The sequence below is a fragment of the Nostoc sp. FACHB-190 genome (assembly GCF_014696905.1).
Lineage (GTDB): Bacteria > Cyanobacteriota > Cyanobacteriia > Cyanobacteriales > Nostocaceae > Nostoc_B.
Genome location: NZ_JACJQW010000001.1, coordinates 657,583 through 681,897 on the forward strand (window position 1 = coordinate 657,583; position 24,315 = coordinate 681,897).

The following is a 24,315-nucleotide window of genomic DNA, read 5'->3' on the forward strand; positions in this document are numbered from 1 at the left end:
ACTTAAACGAATTTAGAAAACACTAAGAAATACTGATGCAATCCATTGTGAAAAGTTGGCAACGCATAATTGCCTGTTTGATAGTAGTTGTTTTGTGTATAGGTTGTAGTAAAGTGCCTTCCACTAGCTTCAACCCTTGGGAAATTATTACTGTGCCAACCAACGAGAAGTTGCTAGATATCGCTTTTACCCAAGATTCTCAGCATGGTTTTTTAGTAGGCAGCAACGCCACACTTTTAGAAACTCAAGACGGTGGTAAAAATTGGCAACCCTTGTCCTTAGCACTGGATGATTCTCGATATCGCTTTGATTCTGTCAGTTTTTCTGGCAAAGAAGGTTGGATAGTCGGCGAACCTTCCCTATTACTGCATACCACCGATGAAGGTCGTTCTTGGTCACGTATTCCTTTGAGCGAAAAGTTACCTGGTAATCCCATTTCTGTTCATGCACTGGGAACCAACTCAGCCGAAATGGCTACAGATGTGGGTGCAATTTACAAAACTACTGACGGTGGTAAAAATTGGAAAGCCCAAGTCGAAGCTGCTGTTGGTGTAGTACGGAATATGCAGCGTTCTGCTGATGGTAAATATGTCGCAGTTTCAGCTAAGGGTAGCTTTTACTCGACTTGGGAACCAGGACAAAATGCTTGGGTTCCCCATAACCGCATTAGTTCTCGGCGTGTAGAAAATATGGGTTTCAATGATAATGGCCAACTGTGGTTATTAGCACGCGGTGGTCAGATTCAATTTAGTGAACCCAATAACGCCGAAGAATGGCAAGAAGCTTTATATCCAGAGTTATCCACCAGTTGGGGTTTACTGGATTTGGCTTATCGCACACCCAATGAACTGTGGATAGGCGGTGGTAGCGGTAACTTGCTGCGGAGTACTGATGGTGGTAAAACCTGGGAAAAAGACCGTGATGTGGAACAGGTAGCCGCTAATCTATATAAAATAGTCTTTCTCAGTCCCGACCAAGGATTTATCATTGGCGATCGCGGTGTATTGCTGAAATATAACGCCAGGGCTGAAAAAACTGCGTCAGAAAAAGCAGCTTAGACATAACCGAAGTTTAAGTGTTAATTCTGATTTATGAGAACAGCGTTGCAAGTTGTAACTCTTTCTAAACTTTGTAGGATAATAAACTCAATAACAGTCTTTGTGAAGGTAGGGATCTAAATGTCAGGTACCACTGGAGAACGTCCGTTTTCGGACATTATTACCAGCATTCGTTACTGGGTAATTCACAGCATCACCATCCCAGCATTATTTATTGCCGGTTGGCTATTTGTTAGCACCGGGCTGGCTTATGATGTATTTGGCACACCTCGCCCTAACGAGTATTACACACAAACACGGCAGGAATTGCCAATTGTGAATAACCGTTATGAAGCCAAGAAACAAGTTGAAAAATTTATTGGAAAGTAGTTTGAAATCATGACTAGCGGAAATAACATCAATCAACCAGTTACCTATCCAATTTTTACAGTTAGATGGCTGGCAGTTCATACCTTGGGTGTGCCAACCGTGTTTTTCTTGGGCGCGATCGCCGCAATGCAATTTATTCAACGCTAGGAGCAAATCATGGAAAGAACGCCCAATCCCAATAACCAACCGGTTGAACTTAACCGTACTTCTTTATACCTGGGATTGCTACTGATTTTTGTTCTAGGTATTCTCTTTTCCAGTTACTTCTTTAACTAACTGGAACTATTTTTGGGAAACTTTGTTTATCTAAAATTTGTGTTGATTTGTTATTAAGGGAGGAGGAAAATCTGTGTCTGCTGGAACTGGAAGAATTCCCCTGTGGGTTGTCGCTACAATCGCAGGTTTAGGCGTAATTACTGTTGTAGGTATCTTCTTCTACGGAGCCTACGCTGGGATTGGTTCTTCACTATAAAAGTGGTTTGAACCTCATAATATAGCAGGAGGACGACAGTCGCTACAACGGAGAGAACCCCCGCAACGCGCTGTCTTCAGAAGGCAAAAGGCAGGAGGTAAAAATCTTATTATTCCTAGCATTCGAGCTTTCCCAATTTCCTGATATATCTGACTACTTCTATATATTCACTGAATTTTCTAGCACTTGTTTAGAAATCAGTACAAGAAAACCGCCTGACTCTTGGAGTTAGGCGGTATTTTAAGTATTAATTGATTGCACAATCTAGTGAATTGTAAGGAAGTGATAATTAATTGGCTACTAAAATTTTTACCAATTAATTATTACTAAATACCTATTTAGGCAATGTCATCACGCTCAATGTATAACAACAGAAACGAGAATGTTGCTATTGGCAGAACCCAACCAATAATAGGTACAAAGATAGGAGACAAGAAAGATGCAGAATAAGCAAAAATTTGGGGGAAAAGTTCAGTGGACATGGTAAAGGTTCCTGTTAAATCACACTACAATTCAAAATGAGCTTACTGCAAATTCAGTCAGATTTTTTAAATTCTAAAGATTTTTAACACAGTTATGTAAAGCTGTTGTTTACAAACCCAACAATTCATCTAACTGATAATTTGGTAAATCTGGTGGAATTACAGTCCTGACAACCGATGCTTTGTGACTTTCTTGTTGAGTAGATGGATTAAAGGCGATCGCTTCTAAACGAATTTCCACACAGCCAAAGGGAATATTGATCTGAGTCATCACCTCTACACCACCCAAGGCTTTAGGTAGCAAATCTTTGAACACATGAGGGCCATCCAATAACCCGCGAGTTTGGCAATCCTCAATCCACAATTTCACCACCACTGGCGCAGGAACTTCTGGTAGTTCTACACGCACACGCACCGACTGACCCGCAATCAGTTCGCCTGCGGGTATATGTAATTGCGGAATGGGTAAAGGTTCCAATTTTTCGCCATCTAAGGGGAATGACGCTACAGCCGGAATTGACTGCTGTGGTTGCTCGACAAAATGATCTTCGATAGGTTCACTATCAGTATCATCAACCACAATCTCTTGCGCTAACCAAGCTCTCGGTATTTTAATCTTTTGATTTAAGGGTAGCTCTGTTAATGGCAATGAAGAGTTAGATTCCTCAAGAGGAATGTTTTCTGTTTCCACATCCGCCGAGATATTTAGCTCCTCAGATTCTGCTGTAATTATGCTTGTCTCTGGATGTTCCTCAAGCTCAGATTCTACTGTATTTATTTCCGCCTCTGTAATTTCCTCAGTTTCAGAGATATTTAAATTACTCTCCACTTCCGCATTAGCCTCAGATTCACCATGAATAGTTTCTATCCCTGTATCAAGATTTGATGACAAATCAGCCTCAAAACTTGGCATTGGTAAATCAGTCTCTATAAAATCCTCGTCCACAGGAACAGGCTCTAAAACTTCTGTGTTACGGCGTTGCTTTGGTAGAGGCGGAAGTTCAGGTACAACATAGCCTTGGCTCTGCATCCACTTCCTAATTAACGGCGAGGAATAAGGATTAACCTCTGCTATCAATTCTGAGCTTAAGGGAGCAGCTGGTTCTAAGATGGAGTCGTCACTAAATTCCAAACTTGGTGTCACAGGCATTTCTAGCATAGACACAGCAAATAACTCAGAACTAGCTGGCGTTAGTTCTTCCACCACAGAATCATTGACATCTGGGTTCTCCGACTCAGAATCGCTTGAAGTTAAGGTTTCAGCTACGGAATTATCTAAATCTAGATTTTCCAGTTCCAAAGCATCGGTTGAAGTTAACGTTTCAGTTACAGAATCATCTAAATCTAGGTTTTGCAATTCCGAAGTTGGGGAAGCCAAAGTTTCCACCACAGCATTATCTGTCTCTGGGTTCTCAATTTCTGGCTCAACTACCAGAGACTCTTCAAATATCGGAGAATCAGAAACATCTTCTAAATCTGTCGTCTCAGTCGGTGCAGTTTTCCGGCGTTTGAGATAAGGAAAGACATTCCCCGCCATCCACCCTGGACGACTTTTAATTTCTAGCTGTTCTAAGTTAATGGGTGCTAAAGGGATGGGAGGTGTCTGGTCTTGCAAATCCCCTTCTTGTTGTCCTTCTGGGGGAACCTCTGTTAACTCATCATTAATTGCGATCGCACTTGTTTGATTTTCTGGTAACTTAGGCAATTGTGGCGATCGCCAATCTCCTGACTTTTTCAGAGACAACAAATTAATTTGCGGCGGTAAAGGCTGGCTTGGTGATGGCAGAATAGTTTGTGGTTGTGTAGCAGTAGTTTTGACCAGGTTAAACAGTTCCAAACCCAAGCTGACCGATGTTTCTGGCTCTTGACTCGGTAGAGAAACCGCTAAAGTACTAGAGTTATCAAAAAAGTTTTGCTGATAAGATTTTGCCACTGTAGCGATCGCTAATAATTCTGATACATCCGCCGTAATTGTAAAAGAGCTATTAGCTAACAATGTGACATCATCAAAATCACTGATTGCGCCATATAAACTGAGTTCACCCAAAAGCAGTTTAGATTCACAATCAATCGGAATATTAATGGCCGAGTTAATTGCAAAAGGCAGTACATTATCTGCTAAAGGTTGCCTTACCTGAGCCAAAACTTCTGAACTTAAAGGTGAGCGTAGCTCAATTTTGGCTTCTAGTGCATAAAAAGTAGTGGGGTACTGTAGCTCATCTTCCAAATCAGGCTGTGTTTGTAACTCCACAGTGGCATTAATGCTGAGTCCTTGTCCCCAACGCGCCACATAGTTTTCTTGCTCTAAAGTCAGCTTGAGTGGTGGTAATGGTTGTATCGTTTCCTCCTCTTCTAGCTGCTCATCCTCTAACAACAAGGTGGGTAAAGCTTGATCTATTAAACTTTGTAATATTTGTTCTGCTGTTTCACCTTTTAGCCATACCGGACTTACAGGTTGATCAATACCATATTCTGATTTTTCACCAGAAAATTGAGCCACAACCAAGCTACCATCAGGGATTTCTGCTGGAGTTTCCGCAAAAGCCGATTCACTCACAACCAAGTTATGAGTCGAAATTTCTTCTTCTGTGGTGACTGACAAAGTATCATCGCTTGTAGGTAAAGTTTCTTGTACTGACACTTCACTTACCTGCGAATTATGCTCAGAGATTTCCTCGGTACTTACTAATAAAGTGCGATCGCTCGTAGGTAAAGTTTCTTGTACATACAAGTCATCATCAGCAATTTCCTCAGTACTTACTGATAAAGTGCGATCGCTGATAAGTAAAGTTTCTTGTACATACAAGTCATCATCAGAAATTTCCTCTGTGCTGACAGTTTCTTGTCCCGAAACTGCACTTACCTGCAAGTCATCATCAGAAATTTCCTGTGTGGTTTCCGATAAAGTGCGATCGCTTACTTCACTGACAGACAAGTGATGATCAGGAATTTCTTCTCTAGTAACGGCAAATGTTTCATCATTTGTAGATAAAGTTTCCGCCGCCAATTCGCTGTTTATGGAATTGCTATCAGGAATTTCGGCTGGGGTGACAGATAAAGTGCGATCGCTGGTAACTAAATTTGCTTCTACAGGTAATTCATCTAAATTACTCTCAGGGACTGCTTCTGCCGTTGTCGTAATAGCATTATCACTGGCAATTGACGCAATTTCCGCCGAAAGTTCGTTAGTCACTAAGTCACTATCTGTCTTCACCTCTGTAGTTGGCGAAATTGACTGACTACCAGCATTGATATCAACCTGATGAATATTAGGAGCATCCGGCAAAGAAATTATGAAAAAGTCAAGAGAATTTGGCTCTAAATTCCCACCACCAGATAATTTATCGACTTCAACTTCTGCCTGTTGAGACAAGACTTGTAGATAAACACTTTGTTGCCAAGATTTACCAAAAATATCTGACATCAAATCGCCAGAACAGCGTAATTCCCATAGTCCTGGCTTCAGCAGCGTAAAGGGAATCACCGCCATTAAACCTTCGGAATTAGTGCGCCGCGATAACTTTTGAATCCGTCGTTTTGGGGGAACTTCATGAGTTGTAGAGTGAGTTACCCGTACTTCCACATCTGTATTTGGCAGGTTAGAACGAGCTAAAACTCTGTACCGACCCTCTAAAATTTGTAGATTTGGCGATTCTAAAGTGTGCCAAGAGCGATCGCCCTGTTTCTGGATGAGAAATTGCCAGTGTTCCATTTTGAGTGATGCCCAGACCGAAGAGCAGCTGAGTAATATTTTGCATTATTTTGCTTGCAAGTTTACCTCAGCAATTTATAATTGCATCACTTAATATCATGTTTTGAGCCAAACACTAACATTTTTTTATCAATTGGCACATATCACAACAGATCAAACGCCAATAGTCAGCAAGAAACCAGATAGTATCCAAATAATTAAACAGGGTCAAGACAAACACTACCCAATCACTACAAACTTGATCGGATAGATTGACTTCACCCAGCTAATTAAAAATTTATTGATATAATTTGAGCAATTTACGGAAATTTCAGTCGTCAAACTCCATAAAGGCTGTGATAGTAAGCCAAAATTTGCTGCACACGTTGTCGGCTTGCAGGACGAGAGTTAGGCGACCAAGATATCCATAAACCATCAATTTGACTTTGGTTGTAATCAAATTGTTGAGATGACTGGGGAATTAAACCCGCCTCAACTCCTTCAACTTGACGTAAATGAGCAGCTATCTCTCGATAGACAGCTAGAGGTAAACCAGTAAATTCAAATTTTTCCTGAGTATCCATCCTTAAGATGCTCCAACAGCAGTTAGATTTTGGGTTGGTAGAGTTGATGAAATTGCATTGCCATTAGCAGCCGATGTGACTGATGGCGTTGAGTTAGTCGGGGCTTCTCCTACCATTCTGGCAACTTCAATACCGTATTGTTCCAGAATCACGATCGGATTTGAACCCTGATTCATTTCAATGCGTTTAATCAACAAACCATTTGCTAATCGCTGTCCCGCTTGTACATAGCGGCTAGAAGGCTCATTGGGAATTTTAATAATAGCTTGGGGTTCTCTACCAATCAAAACTACACCAGTCACCACCACTGATTTAGCCAAATCTGGTTGGGGTGTAGAGGGTAATACAGAACTAAAAGGGTTGCTGGGAACAACCTGCGGCAAAACCTTGGGCAGAATGGTGGTAGTTCCCGCCAATGCAATAGGAGTTTTTTTAGTACTAGCAGTACTGATTGGCACTTTGCGATTTTTGACAATAGCTACCGATAAAGGAGGTAAGCGAGGAATTTGCTTGACGTTAGGATTTTTGCCAACTTCAGCACTAGTTGGGGTAACAAGCTGGGCAAATGGATCTGGCCTTCCCTTAGTTACCAAATCTATCCGGGTTTTACCATCAGTGGGTTGAATTAATGTAGGAGAGGTAAAAGCAACGTTAGTGACCTTTTTTGTGGACACCACAGGGTTATTAAACGGTTGAGCCGCCGTGGCTGGTGGTGTTTTAGCAGGTGGCGCTGCGGCCGGGGCTGCGGCGGGTGGTGCTGGTGTTCCTGGAGCCGTTGGAGCCGGCGCAGGAGTACTAGCTTGTGGTGTGCTTTCTGATGCACATCCAGCGATCGCCAAAGTTAGAATAGTTGCAATTGCAATTTTTGATTTTCTGCCCATTGGCTGTTCTCAAAAGCTATAGAAAATTTGTTTGTGGAAATTAACTAAGCCTGTATTTATTTCAGGCAAAGTATTTCACCTTTATAACCTAAATTATTAAATTTTAAGGGCTGGTTTCTACATAATTAAACCAGTACAAATACGGTTTTATTTTGCTGATGTTCAATCATCTGCTGTACACATCAGATGTTTCAATAAATCCAACCCTTTTTTTACTCTCCGAGAAACCGTCACAACACTAATGCCCAAGTGTTCTGCTACTTGTTTTTGTGTCAAATCCTGCAAAAAGACACATTCTAAAACTTCTCTAGTACACTGTTCGAGTTGAAACAATGCTTGTTGTAAACGCAGTTGGTCTTCTTGCGCCAGTTGAAAGCTGCGGTAATGAGGATCAGGAACTAATTCTCCTAGACTAGTAGCACCTTCTTCGGAGTCTTGAACTGGCACATCTAAGCTGAGAGGAGCGCGATTAATCCACGCTAATTTGATTTCTTGCCACTCACTAAGAGTAATTTCCAATGCTGCTGCTAATTCAGCATCTGTGGGTTGGCGATTATATTTTTCTCGTAAAGAACGAGACACCCCAATTGCTTGTTGTTGTATTGCTAAATAGCGTCTGGGAATCCTGACGGTCACGCCTTTATCCCGCAGGTAGTGTTGAATTTCACCACGAATATAGGGAATGGCAAAGGAACTAAAAGCGTGACCTTTAGAAATATCAAATCTTTCAATAGCTCGAATTAAACCTAAACAACCAACCTGGAGTAAGTCATCATAACTTTCACGACATTGATTAATCCAGTAATGAGCTTCTTTTCTTACCAGTCCAAAATTTAGTTTTACCAGTTGGTTGCGAATATGTTCTGAGCGAGATTGCTTATATTCTCTCAACAACTGCCAAACTTCATGCTTCAGTTCGTTGGTGGCTGTGGTAGGCATAGCACCGGATTTATTTAGCAAATAAACAGTAGGGTAAGTGCGTTTAAACAAGCCAAGATTACAAAATTTCACAGCAAGTAACGGGCTATATGCACATGTAAAGGCTTTTGTCGTCATATAGCACTGCTACTACTATGAAATTTTGAACAATCAAGCAATATTTAAATCGGCAAAATTGTTTTTTAGTTATTTAGAATTGGTTATTATCTGTAGCCAATCAAAAACTACATAGCAACAAAATATAAAATAATTTACTTAATTTCAAACCGAGATTGTACTTAATTTGTTTACCTGGGTATGAAGTTTGTTTGTGATTATTTTTTTACCTGAATAAAAGGTAATTTTTCAGTATGCTTACGGTATCTCACAAAAGAATTAATACAATTTTTACAAATATTCAATAGACCTAAATTTAAGGTAAGGAATTGGGAGTAGTGGCGTGTGTATGTATCCAAAACCATTACACCCCTATACCCTTACCCCCATACACCCATCTCAACGCATAATATTTAAGTTCTGAACAGCAATAAAAAAAGGGCGAAAAGCCCTTTAGTTGTGAAATATGTGGCCATTTAGGTCAATTTAGCTCAAAATCCACCTGTCCATTTTCTAAAGACTGATTTGAAGCCTAATGGCTTTAAATTTTGATCTTAAATGCCAGCAATGTGCTGAGTTTAAGAACGAGTAGATTCAACTCTGGCATAGAATAAACCGCGAATCTTCACTTCCTTGGGTTCACCGGCTCCTAAGTCAGTATCAGATGGTTGTTCACTCTCAAAAGTACCTGCAATTTCACCGCTAGAACTATCTATTTTAGCTACTTGCAGAGAAATCTTGCCTTTGAGAATATCAGCACGCTTCACATTTGCACGGGTGAGTTCTTCGTCATCTGCTTGAGCAGGAAGAGCCACAGCATTATCATAGCCAGTCACAATACCGCGACCTTTGGGGTCTAGGAAGGCAGCACCACGGTAAGAAGGCACTTTAAATTCGCCTTCAAAATCTGTAGAAGTATTGATGCTGGTCAAACTAGGTTGTGTTTGAGCTACTAAGTTTTTAATGGTGAAGAGGAAAGGTACTCGCTCACCACCAGGAAGTTGAACTGTAATCGCTTGGAAGTCTAGACCATCTTCTTCAACAAAAGTCAAGCTACCATCTGAGTTGAACTTCAGTGGCCCTTGTACTTGGTCAATGGTAGAAGTGTATCTGGTTAACAATTTGCCAGTTACAAATTCAGCTATTTGGCGTTTATTAGCTGGTTCTTCTTTGACAAAGAAATTAGTAGGTTCCAAGCACAGTTCTTTAATGGCGTAAGACTGGCTACTGTCAAGGGGAATAGAGCCACGGCTGGTTTCTGCCAATTGAGGACATTTGTTAGCCAAGCCTGTTCCACGAATTTGTTCGTAGGTGAGTACTTCTCTAACACTAGCCTCTGGAGCATCACTGCAAGCAGTTAATAGCCCTAGGCATAAAGCCAAGAATGCAACAATTAAAGCGCGATACCTCATGGTCAACCTCAATGTCAAAAATTAATATCTAAGTTGTAAAACTGCACGAAGTTTTGATCTCTGACGAAAAGCAGTCCTCACTGACAGCAAGCTGTTCCCGAAAGTTAGGCTTTGCTGCATCAATGACGCTTTTAACGTCGCTCCGACCTCTCACCTTGCAACTACTATAGGCATTTGCAGGGTTTTTTGAAGTCGTTCTGTATTATGTATGTATTGCCACTACATACAGCCCATTGCTTTATAGGGAAATCAGCCAGATCATACGATTTTTTTTAACTCAAAATCAAAGCACTCTAGTTTAAAGTAGGAAGTCTTTGATCCTATCTAGCTTCCTGAGAGGCTGTAATCAAAGCCACCACTCTCTTTTGCTGAGAATTGCTATGTTATGCAATTTGTGTTGAGTGAGCAAAATTAGTTTAGGACTGAGGCCGCAAGATTGTTTGTTGAAGTAGGACTGACAAAAATCAAGGGTTTGGGAAGGGTGTAGGGGTGTATGTATCCAAAACCCTTACACCCCCATACCCTTTCACTCCTACACCCAATCTCTACAGACTATTTTTGTGCGTAAGTCCTGACTGGGTGTAAGGAGTTCAGCTAAAAATAATTCAACAGCCACTCCTAGAAGCTTGCACAAGCCCTATCTTTCTGACTGTGAGGATTATGTATAGGTAAGAGGCGATCGCGCCTGAAAGCTGACAATCTTCGGTAAATTTGAGTAGACCTAATTTTGACAGAGAGAGTTGCATGAGCAACAAAAGTTTTGAATCAATAGATTTTGTCGAGCAACTAGAGAAGATTGCCACAGCTGTACATGATGTAGCGAGAGATTGCCAAGGAAATCCATTGGCGCTGTTGACCTTGCTGCGGCAGTTGGAGTATTTACATCGCTCAATTCGGGATGGTGCTTTTCAGGATAGCCTACCCGATAATCGCCAGCAACTTTACTCACTCCTGAAAGATATTGAGTCTGAGGGTGGCTGGCCTTACATTGAAAGAATGAGATTGCATACGTTTTTAGTAAATTTGCAACCAGAGGTGATAGCAGAAAACGGCGATTAAAAAGCTTGAGGCGCGATCGCACTGACTTACCTCAAGGGAAATTTTGATTGACTGCGATTAATTCCATCACACAACAAGCGATCGCCCCCCTCGACATTGTAGTTGTGGTTGAGGTAATTCTCGGCCCAGTTACAACCATGCAGCAGTAAGTCTTCCAAATGTAAGTTCCACAAAATAATTGTGTTGTCATCACTTGCCGATGCTAATGTCTGTCCATCAGGGCTAAAACTCACGCTCAGAACTGGGGCGCGATGGCCAGTCAAGGTTTTAATTAACTTGCCATCTCGACTCCACAATTTGACTGTACTATCCCAACTAGCAGCAGCCAATAATTCACCATTCGGGCTGAATGTCACGGAATTCACACTATCGCTATACCCCTTTAACAGTGTTTTTAACAAAGTGCCATCGCGTCGCCATAATCTGACGGTGTTATCCCAACTCGCAGAAGCGATTAATTGGTCAGTAGGGCTGAAGCTGACACCCAATACCCAACTGTCATGGGGCGAAAATGTTTTGATCAAGGTGCCATCACGCCGCCAGAGTTTGACGGTTTGATCATCACTAGCGGAGGCCAGCAACTGACTATCAGGACTAAAGTTAACGGCATTAACCCAACCTTGGTGGCCCACTAAAGTTGTGATTAATTGACCATCACGACTCCAAAGTTTAATGGTTTTATCTTTACTCGCTGATGCTAATAACTGGCCATCAGGGCTAAAACTCACACCCATGACGCTATCTGTATGTCCTTGTAAGGTTTTGAGTAAAGTACCATCGCGCCGCCAGAGTTTAACTGTTTTGTCATAACTACCGGATGCGATTAATTCACCGAAGGGATCAAAACTCACACTAGGAACTTTCTCTGTATGCCCAACTAAGGTTTTGTAAAGTCTGGTGGTGGCTTCGCCATTGATAATTTCTCTTTGCCAGAGTTTGACAGTGCGATCGCGGCTACCAGAAGCCAACATCTGCCCATCAGGACTCCAAGCCACACTCAAAACTCGATCTTGATGCCCCCGCAAAATTGGTAACGAGGGGGCATTTAAACTCCAGAGTTTGACACTCTTGTCATAACTTCCTGATGCCAAGATTTTGTTATCTGGGCTAAAAGCCACACTGGCCACTGCATCACTATGACCTTTAAAAGTTTTAATTAATGCACCTGTACTACTCCACAGATTAACCGTATTGTCATCACTTCCTGACGCTAACTTTTGTCCATCAATGCTGAAGCTCAAGCTCCAAATTGTACTGGTGTGCTGTTCTAAATTTTTATAAGCTTGAAAGTCAAAGTTATTGTCGCTATTTTGCTGGCGCTGCCACAATTTAATGATTTTGTCTCTACCTGCTGATGCAATCATTTGCCCATCTGGGCTGAACGCCACAACGGTTACACCATTTTGATGACCGGACAGTGTTTTTACGAGTGTGCCATCACGCCGCCAAATTTTGACAGTGCGATCGTCACTCGCAGAGGCAATTAATTGACCATCAGGACTAAAGCTGACCCAATTCACCCAGCCTTGATGCCCTTTGAGGACTTTAACTAAGGTACCGTCCTTGCTCCAGAGTTTGACTGTAGCATCTCGATTACCTGTGGCTAATAACTCGCCATCAGGGCTATAAGTTACGCAATAAATCCAATCGCGGTCTATTAGGGTTTTGGCTGGTTGTAAGTCAAATTCACCAGTTACGGGGTTTTTCTGCCAGATTTGCACGGTTTTATCAAGGCTGGAAGATGCCAGACTTTGCCCATCTGGACTAAAACTCACACTGGTAACTGACTCAGTATGCCCTTTGAGGGTTTGTAGTAAAGTGCCATCAGATCGCCAAAGTTTGACAGTTTGATCCCGACTACCCGATGCCAAGAATTTACCATCAGAACTAAAGGCGACACCCCAAACAATATCAGTGTGTCCTTCCAAACGATTTAATTCAGAAACGCCATAAACTGCCTGTTGTAAAGCAGTTACTACACGCATTCGAGTTTCTGGTAATACTTCGTTGGCTTGTTTTAGCTTTCTCCAGGCGCGTAACCCTTCTAGGAGGGCATCAAATTCTTTATTGGAGGCGAATAAAGCTTCACTTGTGGCTGCGATCGCGCTAATTTTCAAATTAGTTTCGCTACGTTCTGCCCGAATTGTTTGACGAATGGCGGCGCGTTTTTGCAAGTCAGCTTGCCACCACAAAGCAGCTATGGTTCCGCCCATGACTGCCAAAATCACACCTGCTATGCGTGCTTCCCGCAACCGCCGTTGCAAAATCAAATTCAGATGTTCTTGGGAAAGCTTTTGGGCGACTTCGGCGCGTTTTTTTTCAGATTTGACTTTTTCCAGTTCCGCAACTATGCCGTAGCTATTGCGTTGACGAATTGGTTCGACTAAATAATCATGGACTAATTGATAGCGATCGCCCAACTCTTCACGTAAGCGCAAAATCAACCCTGAGCCTACCAAAATTTCTAGAATTAGCTCCCAATTTGATGGGGTTCCTGATGTTTGATAAATATGTGAGCTTAAAGCAATGGCTAAATCAGATTTAGTCTTGAGAGGACGAAAACCTTTTTCATCAGTGAGTTCAAATAATAATTGCCAACTCAATTCTTCATTTTCTTGCCCACAATCTTTAATTACTTCCTCCAGCCAACGCTCTACTAACTTTGCCGAACCACCACAAATTTTGTATTGTTCTAGTGTGGTAATATTTTCTGCTTGTAACTGCACTCCCACAATTTGCAGTTCAATTGGATTGACTTCTTTGGCTTCCCCTGCTAAATCTTGGACTAGTTGATGAATTAATTCATCACTCATTTCATAGTGAGAGCGTTTGATAAAACTATAAATAATGCCTGTCGTATTTTCTATAGAAAATCTTCCTAGATAATAACGAATGTCTTTATCTAAAATATTTTTATTAATTACGCCTAAATCATATAAATTATCTGTATTTTCCTTGCCAAGACGCTCAAACTCCAATAAATAATGCAAATAATCTTCACGCAAGGAAATAATTATTTTGACATAAGGAATATTTAAACAAGCACTAAAAAAATTATAAAATTCTAATCTTTGGTCAGCGTTACTAGTAAAGAAAAATTCTTCAAACTGGTCAAAAATAATCACAATAATATGATTACCTTCAGTTGCTAGACGTAACTTTTCTAGTAAGATAGTCGAGTTGAATTCCACCGCAATTGGTAATTCTGATTGTGCTAAGGCTTGATTGATACTTCGTCCTAAAGCTGTTACCCAATCTGTGTATCCAGATAAAACAATAGGTAAAGGAATCCTTTCACCAATCACTCTTGCCTTTAAAGCCGGAACTAAACCTGCTTTAATTGTTGAACTTTTACCAACTCCTGACTGTCCATGTATAATGGTCAATTTATGGTCAGCACGGGTAATTCTTTCAATTAACCGATTAACATCTTGCAGCCGTCCTGAAGCCGCAATTTCTTGAGCAATATCTTCAGGAATAAAGGGAATTGTTTGGGTATCTAAAACCGGGTTAATTCGATAACGTTTGGGCTGTAACTGACTTGCGCCAATAAATACACGAAAGCCATATTGATGTTCTATGTGAATTTTTTCTTGCTTGAGATTGAAGGCTTCGGCATAATCATGACGCTCAAAAAAGTATAGCGATCGCAATTCCTCTAAAATTTCTAAATACAGCGATGGTTCATACTGTAATTCACAAACAACCCTCGCCCATTCTAAATGACTAATAGCTTCTTCCCACTGCCCTAAATGTCTCTGCGTCCGCGCTAATAATAAAAGATACCAACTTTCTTGTTGACGAGAAACTTCTGTAGCTAATTCTGCAATTGAAAGGGCTGTACTGGCTAATTCATGAGCCATTACCCAATTATGGCGCGATGCTGCTACTTCTGTTAAAAAACCATAACTTTGGGCAACTTTAGCGGTATTACCATAGGTTTCATGCAGTCGTAAAGCTTTTTGGGCTAATACTTCTAATTCGTCCCAATATTTGAGACGTTGTAGCATTTCACAAGCAGGGATAATAAATTTTGCTACTAAGTCTTGCCTTTGTAATTTTTCTAATAAATCTAAACATTTTTGAAACCAGGAAAGAGCATGTTGACAATAGTTACTATTTGTAATTTGATGTAAGTCAGCCATCCGGCGATAACACAAACCAAGATGAAATAAAACTATCGCCTGCCGAATGCGATAAGCAGAGTTACATTCATTCTTGTCATCAATACCCTCTACTTTCGGAACAGCTTCATTCTCTCTTTTTCCATCTCTCTGCCATAAACTTAAGCTTCTTTGATAATGACCTAATGCACTATTAATTTGGTCATTAGCGTATTTATCTCGACCTAAGACAAATTCTAAACTAGCTTCTAAACCAGGCTCTAACTGCACATTATACAGACGTAATAAATCATTTCTAGCTGCATCAATTTCATGACGATGTTGCGACTTTGGGGCTAAATTCAAATCAGCATTAGACAGAAATTTCTCTGCACCTACTTCTAAAAATTTAGCAAATAGCGATTCTGTCTCTTGACGGATTAAAGCAATTAAATCTTCCTTGGCTAATTCAAACTTAATCGTGGTAGCAGCCCAACTTTTAAAATCAGGTGCAAGCTTAGTGAGCATTGTTGCTACTTCATCTTGTAGCCACAACACTACAGGAAAAGGAAAAGTAGCTGTATAAATATCTCTAGCTTGATTCAGACTTGTTAATAAATCTTCCAGCACCAGAATTGATTCTAGACCAAAAACCATGACTGCCGATGGTAAAGCATCGGTCATGACAGCAGGATTATCTAGAGATAATTTACTGATGATTGTTGTATGTAAGGCTTTAGTTGCTGGTTGTAAATAAATTTCTTTTAAATTGATATCTTTTGTCAGAGAGCGAATGCTTTCTAGCATTTGCTCTCTTAAATGGCTGTAATTACATCGCACTAAAATCAGAGCAAATTGCCCTTTAGAAAGTTTGATTGAGCGAACTAATCTTTGTAGAGAATGTTGATTCTGATTCACGCTCTCTATTGTGAATGGGGATTTTTTCATATCTCAAAACTGGAATACAGCCTCAACAGAAGAAATTGCTCATTATAAATTAGTCATTAGTCAAACTCACCTAGACTAATGACTGATACTAATAATTATTTGCTTGCTCAGTTTTATTACCTTTTTTGCTGCCAAGCTAAGACTTTTTCGGTTTCTGCTAATGCTGGGCTAATCCCAAACCAACGACCCACAGGATCGCGGTATTCAAATAAATACATGCTTCGCAGCAAACTTTGATATTCAGACTCACCTTTAACGCTTTGCTGTTGCACTACTTCAAACAATAGTTCCCACTGATATTCATCAATGGCTAATAGCAAATCATCACGGTAATCTTTAATGACTGCTTCTAAACATTGTGCCGAAAAAGGCGGGTCTTGTCGTTGCAAGCAGCTATATAGCAAGCCTAATAAGTTACGGATATGTCCGCCACTCACGCGACATAAACGGTCAAGGGTTTCAGGATGTTCAAATAATTCTGTGATTAATGAAAGTCTTTCATTATAAGAAACTTCTGGAAATGCTCTAGCTAAGACTAACTGACGCAGTAGCAACATCCCCGGTTCGTAATCACTACCATCTCTTTGTTTAACTCTCACCATTGGTAAGACTTTTGGTGAAATACCTCCACCCAAGCGGTTTTTGAGTGTTTCATACTCATTCGAGAAAATTAACGCTAGGGGAATGGTGTAGACGACGTGACATTTGAGTCGGCGTAATTGTTCACCCCGGTCGATAAAGAGATATTCTGGTTGTGTCCGCCCAGATGCTAAGGGACGCATATCAACTCGATCTAAATTATCAACAATGACAACTAGACCTTTTTGACCACGGAGTTTTAGTTGTTCAACGGCTTTTTCTAAAACTTCTTCGTTAATTGCTTGCAAAATGCTGTTAGTACGTGGTTCTAAATATTGTCGGAGTTGATTTCGCGCTTGGGCGCTATCTTTGGTTTTAGCGGTAATTTTGGCAATCCCCAGAGATAATTCGGCTTCTCCAGAAAGTTCTATGGGGCTTTGTAAAAAATCTCCGATTTCTTTGAAGAGGTTGATGAAGTAGTGTGGTTGGACTTTGATTTTAATTGCTTCTAAACTGGCGCTGACTTGACGAGCTACACTCAGTAAAATATCGCTGACATCAATATCAGCCATATCTAGGTCTTGACTGGACTCAAAGTAAACTACGTGGAATCCCACTGCTTCTAGTTCGGCTTTGAGGCGTTGTAATTCTGTAGACTTGCCGCAACCAATATGACCTGTAAATAACTGACAGGTAGGTTCATCGGGAGAAATACGGCTGATAGTCCGTTGCAATTCTTCCACAATCTTGCAGCCACGGACATCAGCGAAATCTATATAGTACTGCTGATCACTGCGAACGCTCATATTGAGCGCATAGCTAGGGTTACATGCTTTATAAAAGCGTGACAAATAATCTGTATTGATCATTTAGATGTAGATGCAGTTGGAGATACGGTGTTGTTTGTCTGTTTATATACAAAGTGTTCCTAGTCAATGATAGTTATTTTGTTAACTCACTTCTGGGCTGTGAATTATGGGTGGATAGCAGTTTGTAATTTTTTGCTACCAGTAACTATCAAAACAAGACTAGAGCCACTATTGTCCCTGATACTTACAGTATATCCATCTTTTATTTGTATTATGTGTAGCTTTTGACAATCTTTAAGCTTCTAATCAACTGAATATCTGGTTATAAAGGAAGTCAATAATTTTACTAAAAAGCAAGAATTTACAAGTCGTTTTATTGCTAAATGATTACGTAATTATGCGTAGTCGAATTTGGATGCAGCCCCACAGTTTAATGCTTGTCACATTTTTGATGTTGAATATGGGGCATAACTCAGATCGCGCTTCTTGTTTAATGATGGGCGATGTTTACAAATCAAATAAGATTGCTATAATGTCGGACTCAAGATTGTGTTGTGTCGCTTGAGTTAGATGTAGATCACAAGCAGGACTGACGCACAAAAATTAGCTGTGGAGATTGGGTGTCAGGGTTCAGGGGTATGGGGGTGTAAGGATTTTAAATAAGTACACCCCCATACCCCTGAACCCTTGCCAAAACTCTTGATTTTTCGTTTTGATGCGTAAGTCCTACACAAGATTGCTTTGGCCACAAAACATCTGTATCTACAAAGTTAGCTAGATTTTTTGACACTGAGTGCGATCTGCATCACATAACAGCATAACTACTGCAAAGCAGTTATATATTTTGCATATACAGAATAATATTTTTGTCAATAATTATTCTCTAGTCAAGTTTATGGCGATCGCAGTGACGGTAATTCACTAAAATCAACTTAACTCAACGGCAACTCCGCACTGCAAAATAGAATAGGCAAAATTTCTCATAGCTAATCCCGATGCTCAAGGGGTTGATAAATTTAGCCAAAAATTGAGAATGTCATCAATAAGAGGTGAGAATGGCAGGTATTGTATCCGTTTCTCAAACAGATTTGTCCCAGCGCCGCAAAAAACTACGTCGCCAGCGACAAATGAAAGTTATCCAAGCTATTTGGCGAACTTTGGCTATTAGTGGTTTAGCTGGTGGGTTGCTTTGGGTAGCCCTACAACCTGTCTGGGTACTGCGTGATCCCAAACAAATTGTGATCAAAACTGGAAATCAAGTCCTCCCAGAAACAGCAATTAAGTCAATGTTAAAGCTGTCTTATCCGCAATCTTTATGGAAAGTTGAACCTGGAGCGATCGCAGATTCTTTGAAAAAACAATCAACTATTGCTCAAGCTACTGTGACTCGTCGTCTGTTGCCACCGGGATTAATCATCGAAATCCAAGAACGAGTACCTGTAGCTGTAGCCCAAAGACCTACACCAAATAATCAACCGAAAAACAAACAGTCATCTACTGGCTTACTAGATGCTAATGGTGTTTGGATACCGTTAGAAAAATATACATTGGTAAATCCTAAGTTGAAGTTGCCCAGCCTGAAAGTGATTGGCACACCAGAACAATACCAACAGTCTTGGAGTCAACTGTATCCTTTGCTAAGTCAAAGTTCCGTGAAAATTATGGAAGTTAATTTTCAAGATTTGGCAAATTTAATCCTGAAAACTGAAATTGGTAATGTACATTTGGGTACTCCTAGTTCTCTATTGCCAGCACAAATCAAGATACTGTCGCAACTGCGAAATTTACCAGCCAAAATTAATCCTAGTCAAATAGAGTATATTGATCTCAAAAATCCTGATTCTCCCATAGTACACATGATCCAAAAAACTCCAAAGGCTGACTCTCAAATCCCTTAGCAAATCATCTATATTAACTTTTGTGTATCAATTACTCTCAGTAAATTAAGAAATTTGATGCTAATAGATAAATATATAAGTTTATTGATAATTTTGCATATTTTGACAACACACTCAAAATATTAGGATGAAATTTTCATGCGGTGTGACAGGAGGCTTAATTTGCAAGTCTCCTTTGTCGCTATCAGTCTATAGTTCCCTGGCACTGTCAAATCTAGTGATAGGTAGATATAAGATAAATTTCAGATTTGAGGTTGTAATTATCGCCAATGGTGAAATCTATCAACTATATTATTAAAGCAGATAAGACGCGCTACCTTGTGTCTTTTGCAATTATGTTATTTGCACAATTATATAAGCTGAGTGTGCTTTTTAAGCTCATTGAGCTTGTATTTGACAATGTAAAACTAGTCAAGACTACATATGATAGAAGTAAAAGTAATCATAGTTTTGAGTATTATTTGATATTAAGAAATCATAAAAATTACTCATTAAACTCAAGAAAAGCGAAATTTACCGCCCAAAAAAACATTACAGGTAGTTGTAAAATTAATGACCAACTTAAATCGTCACCAAAAATCATGGGAGGGCATTCAGTATGCAAAATGTATACTGTGCCAATTTGGCAACATAGTAGGAAAGCTATTAATAGCTTGTTGAATTTAGACAGATCAACTTTAGGTAAATGTAGGTATACTTCTCTAGAATTAGTTGGGCGATCGCTGGCTTTAATCGCCGACTTACAGATTGACAAGCTTGTTAAAGTTGCCAATCATAATCAAAATACAAGAGCAGTACCTATAGATTTTGGCAGTGTCAAACTATAGTTGATTCTGCGGTGAGTAGCACCCGGAAAAGTCGTTTATCTACCTTTCACAAATCCAATGACGCTTGATAATAACCAAGGGCTTACCTATAAAAACTCCCAATCTGTGGGACAGCCAGGATTTTCACTGGCAGTAAACTCAAATAATCCCTTTAATCATTCTGGGCTGAACTTTGCTCAAGGCCCAGACAGTAAAAAAATATCTTTAGAAAATAGCCGCATTGGCGAGATTGTTCCCGGTAGAGTTGCCAACATCAAAGTCATTGGCGTTGGTGGTGGTGGTGGTAATGCCGTTAATCGGATGATTGAGTCTGATGTAAGTGGTGTGGAGTTTTGGTCAATTAATACTGATGCTCAAGCTTTGACTTTAGCTGGAGCGCCCAGTCGCTTGCAAATTGGGCAGAAGTTAACCAGAGGCTTGGGTGCTGGGGGAAATCCAGCCATCGGTCAAAAAGCGGCGGAAGAATCACGCGATGAAATTGCCACAGCTTTAGAGGGTGCTGATTTAGTATTCATCACGGCTGGGATGGGTGGTGGAACCGGAACAGGTGCTGCGCCAATTGTGGCAGAAGTAGCCAAAGAAATGGGTGCTTTGACAGTTGGTGTGGTCACACGGCCATTTGTGTTTGAAGGTCGCCGCCGCACTAGCCAAGCCGAACAAGGTATTGAAGGACTGAAAAGTCGGGTAGATACACTGATTATCATCCCCAACAATAAATTATTAGAAGTAATTCCCGAACAGACACCTGTACAAGAAGCCTTTCGCTATGCAGATGATGTGTTGCGTCAAGGGGTACAAGGGATCTCTGATATTATTACCATCCCTGGGTTAGTCAACGTTGACTTTGCAGATGTGCGAGCGGTGATGGCTGATGCGGGATCAGCATTGATGGGAATTGGAATTAGTTCGGGAAAATCACGCGCTAGGGAAGCTGCGATCGCCGCAATTTCTTCTCCGTTGCTAGAATCTTCTATTGAAGGTGCTAGAGGAGTAGTCTTTAACATCACTGGTGGCAGTGACTTAACCTTACATGAAGTGAACGCAGCCGCAGAAACAATTTATGAGGTAGTTGATCCCAACGCCAATATTATTTTTGGAGCAGTAATTGATGACCGTTTACAAGGAGAAGTCAGAATTACTGTGATTGCGACAGGGTTCACTGGTGAAGGCCAAGCAGCACCACCACAAAACGCCAGCAACCCCCGCGTTGCACCGCCACCCAAAAAATCAACCACACAATCGCCAACAGCTAATCCATCAACACCAGTTGTGGAACCGAAAGAAAAATCAGGTTTAGACATTCCTGAATTTCTGCAAAGACGGCGTACACCACCACGTAATTGAAGGATCTTGGATTCGAGATATGAGATCAAGTTTGCAGTCTCAGATAGCACTGAGTACTGTATAAAACTTGTTAATGACTAAATTGCATCAGGAACAGAAATTATTCTGTTGCTATTTTTGATTTGGCGAATTGGTGAAAACACTCGTCCACACTATTTACAGAATAAATTTATTTGGGCAAAAGCCTGCTGGCTTTGATGTCCTAGTTTTGTATTTAGAAAAAATTTTGAGTAGATTAACGATTGATTTTCAGGTAATTGGCACCTGTCTCAAAAGCTCTCAGCCTTACTTGACAGGTGCGATCGCTCAAATTATTTGATTGATTCTAGAGTGACTTAACAGTAGATAACCAAGGCTGACCGGGAATATTCAAAACAATTGCAATTATTTTATTTTTTAGCTTGTAGACGCTGTTCCACCCATTGAATTACCTGATGCCCTAAACGAGTACCACTTAGTCTGTCAATTTCCCGCACTCCTGTGGGGCTGGTGACGTTGACTTCTGTGAGGTAGCCACCAATTACATCAATCCCGACAAAAATTAACCCATCTTGACGTAATTTATCAGCTAATCGAGTACAAATTTCATGTTCTCTGGGGGTAATTTCTGTTTCCGCAACTGTACCACCAGCAGCCATATTGTTGCGAAAATCACTACCACTAGAAAGCCGATTTAAAGCACCAATCGGTTCACCATGCAGTAAGATAATGCGCTTATCTCCATCCTTAGCTTCTGGGAGATAAGTCTGCACCATCACTGGTAGTTTGCCTTGATGGGTGCTAAGTTCCACAATGGAGTTAAAGTTGCGATCGCCTGCTTGTAAAAATAAAATCCCTTCCCCAGCTTTGTTCCCCAGTGGTTTGAGAACCGTTGCTCCCTTAGCTTCGACAAATTGCCGAATCAACTGCTTATCTGCACTGACAATGGTTTCTGGAATCACTTCTTTAAATTGGAGGGCATACATTTTTTCGTTTGCCCTCCTGATCCCATCGGGGTTATTAATCACCAAAGTTTTATTTTGGTCAACATAATCAAGAATGTAAGTAGCAAAGAGGTAAGAGTCATTAACTGGTGGATCTGTCCGCATAAATACGGCATCCATTGTTTCTAAAGAAATCAAGGAGCGTTCTTGCAAGCGATACCAAGGATTAGCTGCTACCCAACGTCCTTCTACCAAATCTATTGGTACTAGTTCCACTTGTTGCAGAATTGCCCAAGCTTTACCGTCTACCACACTCAGCCAGTTTACCTGAGTTATCCAGACTTCATGTCCTAAAATCTGTGCTGCTTCCATCAGTGCAACACTGGTATCATGACAAGGATCAAGCAGATGGATGGGATCAATAATAAAAGCCAGTTTCACGCTGTTTGCCTCAATCGCCAGGAAATTTTAAGTTACTCAATTTAGAGTAACTCCTGATGATTTAACTGAGTCACAAACCTGAGCAGCAGAAAAGAGTAAAATTTATATCCCCGCTCATTTTATACATTGGTTTCAACGGCTAATAACTCATCCAACTTACCTTGACGGTCGAGGGCGTGGATATCATCACAACCACCAACGTGGCGATCGTTAATAAAAATTTGTGGTAAAGAACGTTTGCCATTTGCTCTTTGAGCCATTTTATCCCGTGCTTCTTCATCGCCATCGATACTGTATTCGATAAAGTCAACACCCTTACTAGTCAGCAAATGTTTGGCACGGATGCAAAACGGGCAAGTCCTCCAAGTGTAAATTTCTACATTAGCAGCCATAATGTCCTCTATTTTGTTCTATACTTCTCAATTCTAAAACCTTGTTATCTGTGTCGCCAAAAATCAATCTGTGCAACTCTAGTACAGGTGGGCGTAAATCAACAGATCACACCTCAGCTACTTCGGCTCCTTTCGACTTCTCCTGACGGAGACGCTGCGCGAACGCTCAAGGCAAGTCGCGCAGTAAAAGTACGCTCAGTGACCATAAGGAATTGCTAAAAGGCTTGTGGTATCACTATTCTTACTTTTTACTTTTGCCTTGTTGTACTAGGATGTTTGCATCTAGAGAATTTGGTGGTTTGTAGCATCCAGAAATTATTGGTCAAAAAAAATGGGCGAGAAGTTTTTTGTTACCTCTCAACCCATATATAGCTAAAGATGAAAGCTTAAAAGTATTGCCGAAGCTTACACATCATTTTTCTTGTTAACTTTCTTCAGTTTGAATGTACAGAGACCAAACAAGCCTAACGCAGCTAATGTACTAGGTTCAGGTACCTTCTTTGGCTGAGGCTGAGAAGCAGGTGGTTGATAGTAAGTTGTGGGAGATGGAGATGGTGCAGGCGCTGGTGCGGGTACTGGTGCGGGTGCTGGTACGGGTGCTGGCGCTGGTGCGGGTGCAGGTGCGGGTGCTGGTTCAGGCGCGGGTGCAGGTGCTGGTGCTGGTGCAGGCGCTGGTACTGGTGCTGGTTCAGGCGCGGGTGCTGGTGCTGGTGCAGGCGCTGGTTCAGGCGCTGGTGCGGGTGCAGGTGCGGGTACTGGCGCGGGTGCTGGTACTGGTACTGGTGCAGGTGCAGGTGCTGGCGCTGGTGCAGGTGCTGGCGCGGGTGTGGGTGTACCAGACTCCTTCTCCGCCTTATCACACTCTACTTTCTTGTTGTAAGCCTCAGACTTTTTATTGTCAGAATGTTTCTGAGCCTTGTCACAATCATCCTTCTTGCTCTGAGCTTCTTTCTGAGCCTTGTCACAATCATCCTTCTTGCTCTGAGCTTCTTTCTGAGCTTTATCACA

General features: G+C 41.0%; 21 protein-coding genes and 1 pseudogene. 11 read left to right on the forward strand and 11 right to left on the reverse strand.

The genetic code is table 11. The features are described 5' to 3' along the window. Positions 1–35: 35 nt before the first annotated feature. From H6G28_RS02905 to H6G28_RS02925, 5 genes are all read left to right on the forward strand, one after another. Entirely contained in the window at positions 36–1,058 is a 1,023-nt protein-coding gene (locus H6G28_RS02905; protein ID WP_190587925.1) for a photosynthesis system II assembly factor Ycf48, read from the forward strand. Between the two features lie 120 nt (positions 1,059–1,178). Next, entirely contained in the window at positions 1,179–1,427 is a 249-nt protein-coding gene (gene psbE / locus H6G28_RS02910; protein WP_062295772.1) for a cytochrome b559 subunit alpha, read from the forward strand. A gap of 9 nt (positions 1,428–1,436) precedes the next feature. Next, on the forward strand, positions 1,437–1,574 hold the full coding sequence (psbF, locus tag H6G28_RS02915) for a cytochrome b559 subunit beta (RefSeq protein ID WP_015115279.1): 138 nt from the start codon (positions 1,437–1,439) through the stop codon (positions 1,572–1,574). Between the two features lie 9 nt (positions 1,575–1,583). Continuing rightward, positions 1,584–1,703: a photosystem II reaction center protein PsbL gene (gene psbL / locus H6G28_RS02920; RefSeq protein WP_071989460.1), complete on the forward strand. Its 120-nt coding sequence runs from the start codon at positions 1,584–1,586 to the stop codon at positions 1,701–1,703. A gap of 73 nt (positions 1,704–1,776) precedes the next feature. Further along, positions 1,777–1,899: a photosystem II reaction center protein J gene (locus tag H6G28_RS02925; RefSeq protein WP_062295774.1), complete on the forward strand. Its 123-nt coding sequence runs from the start codon at positions 1,777–1,779 to the stop codon at positions 1,897–1,899. 338 nt (positions 1,900–2,237) lie between these two features. Here H6G28_RS02925 and H6G28_RS02930 read toward each other — a convergent pair whose 3' ends face one another. The 7 genes and pseudogenes from H6G28_RS02930 to H6G28_RS02955 all read right to left on the reverse strand — a co-directional run bounded on the left by H6G28_RS02930 (position 2,238) and on the right by H6G28_RS02955 (position 9,984). Continuing rightward, positions 2,238–2,381, reverse strand: coding sequence for a photosystem I reaction center subunit VIII (locus H6G28_RS02930; protein ID WP_190587924.1), 144 nt, complete (start codon positions 2,379–2,381; stop codon positions 2,238–2,240). A gap of 109 nt (positions 2,382–2,490) precedes the next feature. After that, positions 2,491–5,595, reverse strand: a complete 3,105-nt coding sequence (locus H6G28_RS37915; RefSeq protein WP_524538602.1) for a hypothetical protein — start codon at positions 5,593–5,595, stop codon at positions 2,491–2,493. 147 nt (positions 5,596–5,742) lie between these two features. Beyond that, positions 5,743–6,093 (reverse strand): annotated as a pseudogene (locus H6G28_RS02935) (hypothetical protein); the annotation flags it as partial. Between the two features lie 317 nt (positions 6,094–6,410). Continuing rightward, on the reverse strand, positions 6,411–6,656 hold the full coding sequence (locus tag H6G28_RS02940; protein WP_190587923.1) for a hypothetical protein: 246 nt from the start codon (positions 6,654–6,656) through the stop codon (positions 6,411–6,413). 2 nt (positions 6,657–6,658) lie between these two features. After that, a complete protein-coding gene (locus H6G28_RS02945; protein ID WP_190587922.1) occupies positions 6,659–7,537 on the reverse strand; it encodes a hypothetical protein in 879 nt (292 codons plus the stop codon). A gap of 162 nt (positions 7,538–7,699) precedes the next feature. Beyond that, positions 7,700–8,476, reverse strand: a complete 777-nt coding sequence (locus H6G28_RS02950) for an RNA polymerase sigma factor SigF (protein WP_190588307.1) — start codon at positions 8,474–8,476, stop codon at positions 7,700–7,702. A gap of 674 nt (positions 8,477–9,150) precedes the next feature. After that, positions 9,151–9,984, reverse strand: a complete 834-nt coding sequence (locus H6G28_RS02955; RefSeq protein WP_190587921.1) for a photosystem II manganese-stabilizing polypeptide — start codon at positions 9,982–9,984, stop codon at positions 9,151–9,153. Between the two features lie 744 nt (positions 9,985–10,728). Here H6G28_RS02955 and H6G28_RS02960 point away from each other — a divergent pair. Next, positions 10,729–11,043 carry a hypothetical protein gene (locus H6G28_RS02960; protein WP_190587920.1) on the forward strand — a complete coding sequence of 105 codons (315 nt, stop codon included), beginning with the start codon at positions 10,729–10,731 and terminating at the stop codon, positions 11,041–11,043. A 26-nt stretch (positions 11,044–11,069) separates the two neighbouring features. Here H6G28_RS02960 and H6G28_RS02965 read toward each other — a convergent pair whose 3' ends face one another. Both H6G28_RS02965 and H6G28_RS02970 read right to left on the reverse strand, forming a co-directional pair. Beyond that, entirely contained in the window at positions 11,070–16,094 is a 5,025-nt protein-coding gene (locus tag H6G28_RS02965) for an NACHT and WD40 repeat domain-containing protein (RefSeq protein ID WP_190668836.1), read from the reverse strand. Between the two features lie 116 nt (positions 16,095–16,210). After that, on the reverse strand, positions 16,211–17,542 hold the full coding sequence (locus H6G28_RS02970; protein WP_190587918.1) for a P-loop NTPase fold protein: 1,332 nt from the start codon (positions 17,540–17,542) through the stop codon (positions 16,211–16,213). Positions 17,543–18,537: 995 nt separating this feature from the next. On the opposite strand from H6G28_RS02970, the gene H6G28_RS02975 reads away from it, so the two are divergent. From H6G28_RS02975 to H6G28_RS02990, 4 genes are all read left to right on the forward strand, one after another. Next, a complete protein-coding gene (locus H6G28_RS02975; RefSeq protein WP_190587917.1) occupies positions 18,538–19,380 on the forward strand; it encodes a cell division protein FtsQ/DivIB in 843 nt (280 codons plus the stop codon). A 269-nt stretch (positions 19,381–19,649) separates the two neighbouring features. Further along, on the forward strand, positions 19,650–20,207 hold the full coding sequence (locus tag H6G28_RS02980; protein ID WP_190587916.1) for a hypothetical protein: 558 nt from the start codon (positions 19,650–19,652) through the stop codon (positions 20,205–20,207). A 57-nt stretch (positions 20,208–20,264) separates the two neighbouring features. Then, positions 20,265–21,551, forward strand: coding sequence for a cell division protein FtsZ (gene ftsZ, locus H6G28_RS02985; RefSeq protein WP_190587915.1), 1,287 nt, complete (start codon positions 20,265–20,267; stop codon positions 21,549–21,551). Between the two features lie 133 nt (positions 21,552–21,684). Continuing rightward, positions 21,685–21,870: a hypothetical protein gene (locus H6G28_RS02990; protein ID WP_190587914.1), complete on the forward strand. Its 186-nt coding sequence runs from the start codon at positions 21,685–21,687 to the stop codon at positions 21,868–21,870. Positions 21,871–21,940: 70 nt separating this feature from the next. Here the strand turns inward: H6G28_RS02990 and gshB are convergent, their stop codons facing one another. Beyond that, on the reverse strand, positions 21,941–22,915 hold the full coding sequence (gene gshB, locus H6G28_RS02995; RefSeq protein ID WP_190587913.1) for a glutathione synthase: 975 nt from the start codon (positions 22,913–22,915) through the stop codon (positions 21,941–21,943). Between the two features lie 119 nt (positions 22,916–23,034). Further along, positions 23,035–23,307, reverse strand: coding sequence for a glutaredoxin 3 (gene grxC, locus H6G28_RS03000; RefSeq protein WP_190587912.1), 273 nt, complete (start codon positions 23,305–23,307; stop codon positions 23,035–23,037). A gap of 538 nt (positions 23,308–23,845) precedes the next feature. Here grxC and H6G28_RS03005 point away from each other — a divergent pair. Continuing rightward, positions 23,846–24,187 (forward strand): hypothetical protein, encoded by a 342-nt coding sequence (locus H6G28_RS03005; RefSeq protein ID WP_190668838.1) that lies wholly within the window; start codon positions 23,846–23,848, stop codon positions 24,185–24,187. Positions 24,188–24,315: the final 128 nt, after the last annotated feature.